Origin of the sequence: Aquimarina algiphila (assembly GCF_947494415.1) — a bacterium.
In the GTDB taxonomy this organism is placed as follows: Bacteria; Bacteroidota; Bacteroidia; order Flavobacteriales; family Flavobacteriaceae; genus Aquimarina; species Aquimarina algiphila.
The window spans coordinates 20280-32632 of sequence record NZ_CANLVC010000007.1 but is presented as its reverse complement, the minus strand read 5'-3'; the positions used below and the strand labels follow the sequence as shown (position 1 = coordinate 32632).

Here is a 12353-nt window from a genome sequence, read left to right as displayed (position 1 = left end):
TTAAATATTAGCGAATTTCATCTGATAATTGAACATGAATTTAAAATGAACAGATGAAACGTTATACAGACGCAAAAACATACGACAACCAAACACCTTCTGTAGTTACCATAGGTACTTTTGATGGTGTACATATCGGTCATAAAAAGATAATAGATCGTCTTATAGAAAGTGCCCAGAAAAATGGATTAGACTCTGTTATTCTTACCTTCTTTCCACATCCAAGAATGGTCTTACAACAAGATTCTAACATAAAGCTTATCAATACAATCGATGAGCGTATACAAATATTAGAAAAGACTGGACTAACCAGCCTTGTTATTCACCCTTTTACACAAGAATTCTCCCGCCTTACAGCTGGTGAATACGTACAACAAATGTTAGTAGATCGGCTTAATGTACGTCATGTTATTATAGGATATGATCATAGGTTTGGACGTAATCGAAATTCTAATATCACAGATCTCGCTTCTTACGGAATACAAAATGATTTTACTGTAGAAGAAATTTCTAAACAAGATATTGATGATGTTGCGGTAAGTTCTACCAAGATTAGAGAAGCTCTTTTACAAGGTGATATAACGAGAGCAAATACTTTTCTCGGATACGAATATATGTTAACCGGCATAGTAGTTAAAGGGAAAGAACTTGGAAGGAAACTTAATTACCCTACAGCCAATTTATACATAGAAGAAAAATATAAACTTATCCCAAAAAACGGAGTCTATATTGTCAAATCAGAAATTGATGGCACAATCCGTTTTGGAATGATGAATATAGGAACTAACCCCACGGTGAATGGCACGCAACAATCTATAGAAACTCATTTCTTTGATGCTTCTTTTAACTTATATGACAAAAAGATTCAAATACAGATGCTAAAACGTATTCGTGATGAAAAGAAGTTTGATTCTATTGAGCAATTGCAAGAAGCTATGCAACAAGATGAAGATTTTTCTAGGGATTATATAAACTCTTTGGTATGATTAATCGCTGGTTATTTACCCATATTGATAATAGTGCTCTTATCATATTTAGAGTTTTTTTTGGGTTTCTTATCGCAGCAGAAGCTATCGGAGCTATTTTTACCGGATGGATTAAAAGGACCATGATCGATCCAGAATTTACATTTAATTTTATTGGTCTTGACTTTTTACAGCCACTCCCTGGTAATGGTATGTATTTTTACTTTGCAGTTATGGGGATTTTTGGACTGCTAGTGATGATTGGATTTAGATATCGTTGGAGTATGATTGCCTATACGATAATGTGGGCCGGAGTATATTTTATGCAAAAATCTTCTTACAACAACCATTATTATCTATTATTACTACTTTGCATTATAATGTCTATTCTACCTGCAGGAAACTATTTTTCTGTTGATGTAAAACAAAATCCATTATTGAAAAAAATTTCAATGCCTCGATGGTGTCTGTTAGTGATCATTATACAATTATGGATCGTTTACACCTATGCTTCTGTAGCAAAATTCTATCCAGATTGGCTTGACTATACAGTTGCAAAAAACTTAATGGCTGGTCGCGCGCATTACCCTATTGTTGGAGATATCCTTCAAGGGCACTGGGCACATATAAGTGTTACCTATTTCGGAATTTTATTTGATTTGCTGATTATTCCTCTTTTACTATGGAAAAGAACACGATTCATAGCATTTTGTATTAGTATCTTTTTTCATTTATTTAATTCTATAGTATTTCAAATAGGGATATTTCCATATCTATCTCTGGCTTTCAGTGTATTTTTCTTTTCTAAAGAAAAGATACATCGCATTTTTATGAAAAAGAAAGAATTCTACACTGCTAGTGAAATGGTTATTCCTTCTTATAAAAAATTTGTGGTACCAATCATGACCGTTTGGTTTTTAATACAAATAACTCTTCCTGTTCGTCACTGGTTTATCCCGGGAGACGTGCTTTGGACAGAAGAAGGACATAGAATGAGCTGGCGTATGATGCTTAGAGGCAGGTCGGGAATCACAAATTTTTATATTTTAGATAAAAATGATCCTGAAGCTAAACGAAAATATATTAACAAGACTAATTACCTTTCTAGAAAACAATTACGATTAGTCTCTACTAAACCAGATGCAATGTGGCAATTTGCGCAGCATCTTAAAGAAAAGTATGCCACTGAAGGAAAAGATATCGCTGTTTATGTAAATAGCAAAATATCTATTAATGGAAAAGAACAAAAAGTATTTATCGATCCCGAAGTTGATCTTGCTAATGTCCCCTGGAATTATTTTAGCACCAATCCATGGATCATTAAATATAACAGAGAATAGGAAAAAAATGATTGTTCTCAAGTAAATACAATAACAAGAATGCATTTCTATATTTTAAGAACTATTTTTATCATCATTTTAGGATTGCCCTTCTTGGTATCTAGTCAACAAGAAGAAAGGTTTACTTCTTTTGGAGTTACTCCTAACCCGGTTAACAAACGTTTATATCGTAATTTACACACAACCAGCGACCCTATCTCGCGAATAAAAATTATTGATACTATTGCAAATATTCATATACGATATGGAAATACGGATTCTATTATCTATTATGGTAACTTCTTAAAAAGTGAAGTTGTAAAATATCAGAAGAACATCCCGAATAGCGATGAATATATTTCCAAATCATATCACATATTAGGAAAAGGGAAATTAAGTAAAGGACTCTACGATGATGCGATGAAGTATCATCTTGATGGGTTATCTATATCACCTGCTTCCACAATGAGTACTTTGTTTTACACCCATCAGCTTGACCTTGCTATTATATACCTTCATAAAGAAGAATATGACACGGCACTACCTATATTACACAATTGTATAGAAAAAACCACAGATAAAAAACTAAATCTATTAGCTAAAAAAGCGCTAGCCGACTTACATCTTTTCAAAAAGGAAATCGGAATAGCACAATCTCTCTATCATGAAGTTTTGGATCAATTAGATCCAGGTAAAGATTTAAAAACCCAGTTGAAGATTCGCCTTAATCTAGGAAGAATCAATAGTATTACAAAAGAATATGATCATGCAATGGATCAATTTAGCTTTGTTAAAGAAAAAGCTATCCAAAATCACTTTTATGACCTATACATTGATGCTGTATTTCAAATGGGAATTATATACTATACTCTCGAACAATATGATGCTGCTGAGATGATTTTAAATTCTGCATATGTAAATACTGTGCAATGGAATAGACTAGAGTTACAACGAGATGTTATCAATATGCTAACTAGTCTGTATAGAGGACAAGAAGATTACAAAAATGCTTATGGGTTAATGACTCAATATGTCAACGTTTCTGATCAAATCTTAAAAAATCAAAACAAAGAGATTGTTAAGGAGTTAGAAATTAAATACCAAACCCTTCAGAAAGAAAAAGAAATCTTTACCCTCAAGGAAGAGCAACTACTTAAAGAAAATGAAATCAGCCGGCAAAGAACCATTAAAAATGCCTTTCTAATCGGCTTTGTTATCACTCTTATTCCTATCATTGCTTTATTGATCTTATATTTTCAAAAACTAAAAACACAGGTCAAACTTAATAAGTCACAAGAGGAAGTAAACCAACAGAAAGTACACGGATTGATGAAGGAACAGGAACTTAACCTTATTAAGGCTTCTATGCAAGGACAAGATCGGGAACGAAAACGTGTTGCCAGAGAGCTACATGACAGTATTGGTGGAAACTTGGCTAGTATAAAACTACAGCTTTCTAATAATGATAATGGTAATCAAAACACTAAGATCATCAACCAAATTGATGAAACCTATCATCAAGTAAGAGATATTTCTCATGATCTCGCTTCTAAAAAGTTTCTTGAAAATGGAATTTCTAAGCTTGTAAAAGAATACATATCTAATATACAGGATGGTAGTAATCAGAACATTTCTTTTAATCCTCATCCCGAAGAACAAATCGACAAAATCGGTGTTCCTTTAAAAGAAGAATTATTTAAAATCATTCAGGAGTTATTAACCAACTGTCTAAAACATGCACAGGCAGATCGAATTGATATCTATCTGAATCAATATGAAAAAACACTGCAACTTCTTTTTGAGGATAACGGTATTGGGTTTAATACCAAAAAAAATGCAGATGGTATTGGATTTAAAAACATAAAGAAACGTCTGGATAAATTATCAGGCACCTTATTTATTGATTCTACTCCAAACAGAGGTACAGTAATCGATATTGAAATTCCTATGTAATATCTTGCAGAGAGTACTTTACCTGCTCAAACTGATATTTTTTATTTAAAAATTCTCTGTAGAAATCATAACTCCATTTTCATCAAAATATTCCCATGTCCCTGATTTCTGATCTAGTTCATATCTCCCTTTTTCTTTAATATTACCATTAAAATGATACTTCTCATAATTACCATGCCATAACCCTGATTGGTATTGGTACATTTCTTTAACCACACCTTCTTCATTGTATTCTTTCCATTCTCCATCTCTTTCGCCGTTCTGATAGTATCCTATAATCGATAATTTTCCGTTTGCATGGTATTCCTTATAGGTTCCATGTAAGTTTCCATTCTTAATCGGAGTACTCATTTTAGGAGTTCCATCTGCAAAAAAGTAAAGCAACTCTCCTATTGCATTCCCGTTTGTAAATGTTGCTCTTGAATGCACTGCTCCATCAAAGTGATAGGTTTCCCAAATACCTTCTTGTAGATCATTCTTATAGTTTCCTTTTTTAGACAATGTATTTGTTCTTAAATCGTATGCTCTGGCTTCCCCCTCCTTAACTCCATTTTTATAAGGTATAGAATCTACCTCGGCAGTATCTTTGTCATAATATGCCCAAACTCCTATTTTCTTAGATTGCTTAATCTTACCAATACCTTTGACATTACCATTCTTATGATATTCTATTTTTTGTTCCTCACTAGAGTCTGCACAACTTAAACACAAAATCATTGCACTAAGAACAATGTATTTCTTATAATTTTTCATAAGTCAAATTAATTATTCCTTTTCATCTCTACATCATTTTATAAAAATTGTATCAAGAAATACTTCAAATTTAAAACTTCTACTATTGTCACCAAAGTATATCTATTATACAATTCGAATTAAGAAAAAGTAGAATATTATTTAGCATTTTAAGTGCTTTAAATTTATCATTGTATTGAAATAATATCGATTGTAGTTGAAGTTTTAAAAAATACAGTTCTTAAAGCAATCATATTAACATTAAAACCTAACCAATGAACATGTTCGATTCTACCAACGTAACGGATAAGTTTTTAGATGAAAAAAGAAAAAAAACCGACCCTTTAGCAGATCAAATCATGTATGAAATTATCACATCTGGTAATCATGCTCAATTTATCAAAACACTTAAAACACTGGTCAGAAATAATAGTTATTCAGAACACCAATTTGACCTATTCCCAATTGAAATACAACAGAAGTTAAACGAATATTTTAAAACGACATCAACACTACCAGAGTGGCTTGATTGGAAACTTATCCAATTAGGGCAGGATGTATTTAACAGATATGTTTTATTGATAATGATGATGTTACAATATAAATCTCTTCCTCTTTGCTATTCTTGTAAAAACGGAGCAAAAATATTACATCTTACCGGCAGGTTAACCGAGCGATATGGAAGTTCAAAAATATTTAAAAGACTTGCAGAAACAGGGCAAATGGTTGCAAATACAATGTCTCCTGATAGTTTTTTACCAAATGGCAAAGGAATTGTTACTATACAAAAGGTACGACTCATACATGCTATGGTAAGGTATTTTCTACAATGTCCTAAGTACAATACTTATGAATGGGATACCGATGAATTAGGTGCCCCCATTAATCAGGAGGATTTAACAGGTACGTTAATGGCTTTTGCTCCAATGATTATCGATGGGTTAGAACAACTTAATATTAAACTAACAAAGCAGGAGAAGGAAGGTTATATACATTGTTGGAAAGTAATAGGCTATTTAAATGGGATAGATCATGATTTACTTCCAAACACATATAACGAAGCCTGGGAGTTATCCATCAAAATACTCAAACATCAAGCTGCCCCATCGGCTGAAGGCATCGAATTGACTAAATCCTGTATTGATCTTCATAAAAATTTAACACGAGGGTTCCTATCCAAAAATATTCCCGAATTTATGGTGAGATATTTTCTAAAAGAAACGTCAGAAGCTGCTGGACTAGATATTGGTGAAACTATAGGAATAAAAAACAGCCATAACAATCATGAAAAAAAAATAGTATTACTTTCTAAGTTTGCATCAATATCTACAGTGAACAAATGCTTTTTAATAGCGTATCATAAATTTCAGAATATATCTTTCAAAAAAAACTCATCCGTGCCCAATTCTATTAACAGTGGTTAAACTCATCATTAAAAAAAGCTGGTATTTTTCATAAACCCTTTTAAAACTTTATTTATCTAATCCTGTCTAACTATTACATCCCAATAGTATTTACAATATTACAATCAAACAGTTAAAAATGATCACGATTCGAACACTTTTAGAAAAAAAAACATTCAATGCAACAGAATTCAATAAGAAAACGACTCTTTTTATTGATATTACTCAAATTATTTTAATCCTTTGGACAATCGGAAGTTCAATTACGCAAGCTGGATCAATTTCTGCTGGAATTATTACTTATATTTTATATCCAATCTATCTTGTATATGCAATCACCTCCAAAAACAATCTAATATTAAAACTCATTGTATTTGGAACTTCTTGTGGTATTCTTGAGCTGTTTGCCGACCATTACGCCGCCATAACACTGGATTCATTAGTATATCCAATGGATGAGCCTATGTTATGGACTTCTCCCCTATATATGCCTTTTGCATGGTCAAATGTACTCGTTCAGATGGGGTATCTAAGCTTAAGACTAATCCAATGGAAAGGTATAGCAATTGCATCAGGTATTATTGCTATTTCTGGCGGAGTATATATCTTCTTTTATGAGAATATGGCCAAAAGTGCCGGTTGGTGGTATTATCAAAATGCCTCTATGCTATTTAACACACCTCATTATATCAGTATTGCAGAAGTACTTCTATTCATTACCTTACCCATTTCTATATATGTTGTTTATAAAAAAAACATAGCTTGGTCCTTAGTATTGGGGTCTATATCTGGTTTATGGATTTTGGTAGCTGCTATCTTTGCTTACACTATAGCCCCATAAGGTCATTTATAATTAAGTCTCAAAAGCAGTAGAAAAAATTATTATGACCCATAAATTGAATTTCTTATAACAATCCAAAAAAATTAAGTTCCAAAACCCGAGCTTTTATTTAAATTTGCTCCTTCATTACAAATGATGAAAAAACCGTCAAAAAAGATATCATGTTAGTAGTATCACAAATCATAGCAAACAAAGAAGCGTATATAAAAGCCTTGGCAAAAAGAAATTTTGATGGCGAATCGGTTTTAGGTAAAGTGATTGCCTTGGATGAAGATCGTCGTGCTACGCAAACAAAACTGGATAACACACTAGCAGATTCTAATACATTCTCCAAAGAAATTGGTATGCTCTTTAAGAATGGAGAGCAACAAAAAGCTAATTTACTTAAAGAGAAAACTGCACAGCTTAAGGAAACTTCTAAAGAACTTGGCGCTAAGCTTACTCAGATACAAGAAGAACTCACACAATTGTTATATACCATCCCTAATATTCCCCATGATTCTGTTCCTAACGGACAGAGCGATGAGGACAATGAAGAGGTTTATAAAGAAGGAGAGATCCCGGTATTAGAAGAAGGAGCATTACCTCATTGGGAGCTCGCTAAGAAATATGATATTATCGATTTTGAGTTGGGTGTTAAAATTACCGGAGCGGGCTTTCCTGTATATAAAGGTAAAGGTGCTCGATTACAACGTGCGTTGATCAGTTATTTTTTAGATAAAAACACTGAAGCTGGGTATAAAGAATATCAGGTTCCGCATTTGGTAAACGAAGCCTCAGGATATGGCACAGGCCAGTTACCAGATAAAGAAGGACAAATGTATCACGTAACCGGTGATGATCTATATCTTATTCCTACTGCAGAGGTTCCTGTAACTAATATGTTTAGAGATGAATTAGTAACAGAAAATCAACTCCCTATTTGTTGTACAGGATATACTCCTTGTTTTAGACGTGAAGCCGGTTCTTATGGTGCTCACGTAAGAGGTTTAAATCGTTTGCATCAATTTGATAAAGTCGAAATTGTGCGCATCGAAAAACCAGAAAATTCATATCAGGCTCTGGATGGAATGGTAGAACATGTAAAAGATATTCTTAGAGAGTTACAATTACCTTATCGCGTATTACGTCTTTGTGGTGGCGATATAGGATTTACCTCTGCGTTGACCTATGATTTTGAAGTATTTTCTACGGCACAAGATCGTTGGTTAGAAATTAGTTCTGTTTCTAATTTTGAATCTTATCAAGCCAATCGATTAAAACTAAGATTTAAAGATACTACAGGAAAAAACCAGTTAGCACATACGCTTAATGGAAGTTCATTAGCACTTCCAAGAGTATTGGCCGGTATTTTAGAAAATTATCAAACTCCAAAAGGGATTAAAATTCCTGAGGTATTAGTTCCTTACTGTGGATTTGAATGGATTGATTAATTTAATCCACAGAATGAATTAAAAAATAAGCCCAGTCATATGCTAATCAAGCAAATAACTGGGCTACTCACACCACATGGTTGTTCTACTAAAACAGGGATAATGCTCGCCATCTCATCCCACACATGCAATAACAATATATTTTTAAAATTTGTGACGAATCACAAATTAAATGGTTTATCTATTTGATTGACCCAAGAGTTGCATTAACTGACCATAAAAAATCGAGTTGAAGCGTGTCTTTACCGTAGCTTTGCTGAAAATCTACATAACGATTACCATTATAATTTAAACTCGAATTATTTTGAGGCCATCTTGCCTGGATATGACAGCTCATACAATTGGTTTGAATCCCATAATTATTTTGAACAGTTTTACCGTTATAGATACCGCTTTCATTTTCACCTAGTAAAACAGGATTATTAGAACCAGAAGGGCCAAAACCAGCCTCCAAATAAGGATTATAGGCATATAAAGATTCCCCAATGTTTTGACCATTAATATAAGGTTGAGCTGGTATTTTGGTTGAATACGCTGCTGTCATGGCATAATGACTAGCCGCATCATCTAAGGTTACATTACTTCGATATGAGGCATGCAATTTTGAACTCGGAAAATGAGGTGTATCGGGATATTGACTCCACCAAAAAGATTGCCATGTCCATCGTGTTGTTTCTTTTGTCATTACATGCATTCCCACTAAAACAGCATAATCTCCATGTTCAAAATTTCCAAATGGCTCTGTAAAATTTTTATCAACCTTAAAATTTATAAAATCTGATATTGCAAACTTTGTTTTTCCGTCAGCTTCACTTTTACTTTTCACTACTTTAATTAAAGAATTTGGCCAATCATTTTGATCCCAGGTACGAATCGTGTCTTTTGGTGGCCCTTGCCATACATGAATAGTATCCTTGCCATTAGCCAAATTTACAGGAAGAAATACTGGTTTAATCATAATAGATTTTACTGGAAAACCTATAATTTGATTTGCACCGCTTTTAATCAATGATTTTGCTACTTTTTGATCAAAAATCCCTTGTTCTACAACATGCTTTTCTGCAGCAGGACTATATTTTACAAATCCAGCTAGTTGTGTTTCATTAATACTATCCAAACCTACTCCATGTCCCAATTGATGAGGAACGGTTAAAGGAAATAGATTTTTATCATTAATTCTGTCTTCTGATTTTATTTGTTGTGGTGTTCTCCATGATTCAAACACTCTAATTTTATGTCCATTTTCAGTTTCTAAATCCGTCATTTGTGTAAGCCCTGCCCATATCTGCCAAGCATGTGTATAAATGCCTTCTATATTTTTTGGATTCGTGTAATCCTGTGTATATCCGATTAATGTCGCCTCAGAAACAGGAAAACCATATGTTGTTGGAAAAGGTTGTGGTATCAATTTTTGCTGGGGCTCTGGAGCCTGATAAGGTTCTGGCTTTTCATTTTTACAACTAACTAATAACCCCAGCGTGGTAGTTACTAAAATCATTAAATGCAAGAATGTTTTATTTTGTTGTTTTCTCATTTCTTATTGAGTTTAATTTTAGTAACTAATGATCTTACTTCAGCCCCAGAGCAATTACCCACATAGTTTCGCTTTTAAATTATAACACCCAAAACTACATTACATATTACCTTTACTAATATCTAAAAAAGTTGAAAAAAATAATATTTCATCATATTTCATCATTCCAGATTCAATAAAATGTACAAATTCGTAAATTCATCAAAATTGATAATACAATAATTCAACATTAAAGGCTTAAACGCATAGATTAAGGGAACCATAACATACTACTAATTCGCATTTTGTTATATTTACAAAAAACTTGCAAAATGCGCCTTATCTTTTTCTATATCTCCCTAGTATTTACTTTTTCGACATTTGCGCAGTCGGAACAGTTGGCTAAAAACTATATCCAACAAGGAGCATATGAAAAAGCACTTTCTGTATATCAAAAACTATATGCCAAAAATCCTAACCGGATAAATTATTTTTTAGGGTTAGTAGAATCGTATCAACAATTAGAAAAGTTTGATGAAGCAGAAAGTATTTTGAAAAAAAGAGTAGAAAGAACACCTGGTAATGCTCAGATTCTGGTAGAACTAGGACATCATTATGATTTGCAGGGAAAATCTGAAGAAGCGCGTTTGTATTATGACAAGGCGGTAGAAACCTATAGTAACAATAGTGTAAATCACGCCTACTCCCTTGCACAAACATTTGAAAAATATAGTTTACTAGATGAAGCCGCATTGATTTATGAAAAAGGGATGAAAGACAATCCCCGAGCAAATTTTAATGTGCAATTAGCCAAAATCTATGGAGAACAAGGCAAACTAGAAAAGATGTTTGATAGTTATTTGTCTTTATTAAAAACACAACCCAATTATATCAATATTGTGCAACGAAATTTTGGAGATTACATATCAGAAGATCCGACAAATGAAGCCAATATTATCTTTAGAAAATTATTAATTAAAAGACTACAACAAAACCCCGACATTTTATATAACGAAATGTTGAGTTGGCTTTTTGTACAGCAAAAAGAGTTTAAAAAAGCATTTATACAGGAAAAAGCTATTTACAAACGTAAAGAAGAAGGTCCGGAAGGAATCATTGATTTAGCCAGAATTGCTATTTCTGAAAAAGATATTAAATCAGCTACAGAAATTCTTAATTACCTTCTAGAAACCTCAGCTTCAAAAGACATGAAGCTTACTGCTCATAAGATTATTCTTAAAGCCAAAGTGGATAATGCCAATAAAAAAGAATACAAAACCATAGTTGATCAATATAATACAGTATTTAATGAGTATGGTAAATCCAGAGAAACGATAGGCCTACAAGTAGATTATGCTCATTTCCTGGCGTTTAATCAGGATAAAAAACAAGAAGCTATTGGTTTTTTAAAAGATTTACTCAAAAGAGAGCGGCTATCCAGATTTCAGTCTTCCCGAATTAAAATGAAAATTGCAGACATCTTAGTATTAGATCAAAAATTTAATCAAGCATTAATCTATTACACGCAAGTTCAAAATGCACTGAAGAATAATTTCCTGGCACAGGACGCCCGTTTTAAAGTAGCAAAAACAAGTTATTACAAAGGGGATTTTGCATGGGCACAAACCCAACTTGATGTTTTAAAATCTTCTACCTCTCAATTAATTGCTAACGATGCTATGGAGCTAAGTCTTATTATAAGCGATAATTCTCTTGAGGATTCTACACAAACTGCTTTAAAGATTTTTGCCAGAGCAGACTTATTAGCCTTTCAAAATAAGAATGAAGATGCGATTGCAGAATATCAGAAAATCTTAACTCAGCATAGAGGCGAAAAAATCGAAGATGAAGCTTTTTTACGTCAGGCAAAATTATTTGAAAAAGAAAAACAATTCGAAAAAGCCAAAATCAACTACCTTAAAATTATAGAATTTTATAACGATGATATTCTAGCAGATGATGCTTATTATTGGTTAGCAGAACTATATTCGAATGAATTGGGTGAACCCGAAAAAGCAAAGGAATTGTATGAGAAAATTATCTTTAACCATGCAGCCAGTATCTATTTTGTAGCGGCCAGAAAAAAATACAGAACCCTACGTGGAGATGCTATAAATTAGGTAATTATCAATAGTTAGTTGCATGTAGTTTACTACCTTTGTTCGCTTAACTTTTTTAGATCAAATCCTATTTT

General features: G+C 32.9%; 9 protein-coding genes. 7 read left to right on the top strand and 2 right to left on the bottom strand.

The window, feature by feature from the left end; all coding sequences use genetic code 11:
- The first annotated feature begins 53 nt into the window (after positions 1-53).
- The 3 genes from PQF96_RS14890 to PQF96_RS14880 are packed head-to-tail and all read left to right on the top strand — an operon-like array spanning position 54 to position 4237.
- A complete protein-coding gene (locus PQF96_RS14890; RefSeq protein WP_109435829.1) occupies positions 54-986 on the top strand; it encodes a bifunctional riboflavin kinase/FAD synthetase in 933 nt (310 codons plus the stop codon).
- The gene (locus PQF96_RS14885; RefSeq protein ID WP_109435830.1) at positions 983-2305 is read left to right on the top strand and encodes an HTTM domain-containing protein; all 1323 of its coding nucleotides are present in this window, start codon (positions 983-985) and stop codon (positions 2303-2305) included. Before PQF96_RS14890 ends, PQF96_RS14885 begins: the two co-directional genes overlap by 4 nt.
- A 39-nt stretch (positions 2306-2344) precedes the next feature.
- Positions 2345-4237: a tetratricopeptide repeat-containing sensor histidine kinase gene (locus PQF96_RS14880; RefSeq protein WP_271767144.1), complete on the top strand. Its 1893-nt coding sequence runs from the start codon at positions 2345-2347 to the stop codon at positions 4235-4237.
- A 45-nt stretch (positions 4238-4282) separates the two neighbouring features.
- On the opposite strand, the gene PQF96_RS14875 is transcribed toward PQF96_RS14880, so the two are convergent.
- On the bottom strand, positions 4283-4990 hold the full coding sequence (locus PQF96_RS14875; RefSeq protein WP_271767142.1) for a toxin-antitoxin system YwqK family antitoxin: 708 nt from the start codon (positions 4988-4990) through the stop codon (positions 4283-4285).
- A 254-nt stretch (positions 4991-5244) separates the two neighbouring features.
- Here PQF96_RS14875 and PQF96_RS14870 point away from each other — a divergent pair, with 254 nt between their 5' ends.
- The 3 genes from PQF96_RS14870 to serS all read left to right on the top strand — a co-directional run bounded on the left by PQF96_RS14870 (position 5245) and on the right by serS (position 8646).
- On the top strand, positions 5245-6393 hold the full coding sequence (locus tag PQF96_RS14870; protein WP_271767141.1) for an oxygenase MpaB family protein: 1149 nt from the start codon (positions 5245-5247) through the stop codon (positions 6391-6393).
- A 118-nt stretch (positions 6394-6511) separates the two neighbouring features.
- Positions 6512-7213 (top strand): DUF6989 domain-containing protein, encoded by a 702-nt coding sequence (locus PQF96_RS14865; RefSeq protein WP_271767139.1) that lies wholly within the window; start codon positions 6512-6514, stop codon positions 7211-7213.
- A 161-nt stretch (positions 7214-7374) separates the two neighbouring features.
- Complete coding sequence (serS, locus tag PQF96_RS14860; RefSeq protein ID WP_109435835.1) at positions 7375-8646, top strand: serine--tRNA ligase; 1272 nt, start codon at positions 7375-7377, stop codon at positions 8644-8646.
- A 181-nt stretch (positions 8647-8827) separates the two neighbouring features.
- Here serS and PQF96_RS14855 read toward each other — a convergent pair whose 3' ends face one another.
- Positions 8828-10180, bottom strand: coding sequence for a hypothetical protein (locus PQF96_RS14855; RefSeq protein ID WP_271767137.1), 1353 nt, complete (start codon positions 10178-10180; stop codon positions 8828-8830).
- Between the two features lie 311 nt (positions 10181-10491).
- On the opposite strand from PQF96_RS14855, the gene PQF96_RS14850 reads away from it, so the two are divergent.
- Positions 10492-12279 carry a tetratricopeptide repeat protein gene (locus PQF96_RS14850; protein ID WP_143917054.1) on the top strand — a complete coding sequence of 596 codons (1788 nt, stop codon included), beginning with the start codon at positions 10492-10494 and terminating at the stop codon, positions 12277-12279.
- The last annotated feature ends 74 nt before the right edge of the window (positions 12280-12353 follow it).

Excerpts from the sequence above, each read along its gene's own strand:
- PQF96_RS14870 (WP_271767141.1), top strand. The coding sequence starts at position 5,245 with ATGAACATGTTCGATTCTACCAACGTAACGGATAAGTTTTTAGATGAA.
- PQF96_RS14875 (WP_271767142.1), bottom strand. The coding sequence starts at position 4,990 with ATGAAAAATTATAAGAAATACATTGTTCTTAGTGCAATGATTTTGTGT.
- PQF96_RS14890 (WP_109435829.1), top strand. The coding sequence starts at position 54 with ATGAAACGTTATACAGACGCAAAAACATACGACAACCAAACACCTTCT.
- serS (WP_109435835.1), top strand. The coding sequence starts at position 7,375 with ATGTTAGTAGTATCACAAATCATAGCAAACAAAGAAGCGTATATAAAA.
- PQF96_RS14855 (WP_271767137.1), bottom strand. The coding sequence starts at position 10,180 with ATGAGAAAACAACAAAATAAAACATTCTTGCATTTAATGATTTTAGTA.
- PQF96_RS14850 (WP_143917054.1), top strand. The coding sequence starts at position 10,492 with ATGCGCCTTATCTTTTTCTATATCTCCCTAGTATTTACTTTTTCGACA.
- PQF96_RS14880 (WP_271767144.1), top strand. The coding sequence starts at position 2,345 with ATGCATTTCTATATTTTAAGAACTATTTTTATCATCATTTTAGGATTG.
- PQF96_RS14885 (WP_109435830.1), top strand. The coding sequence starts at position 983 with ATGATTAATCGCTGGTTATTTACCCATATTGATAATAGTGCTCTTATC.
- PQF96_RS14865 (WP_271767139.1), top strand. The coding sequence starts at position 6,512 with ATGATCACGATTCGAACACTTTTAGAAAAAAAAACATTCAATGCAACA.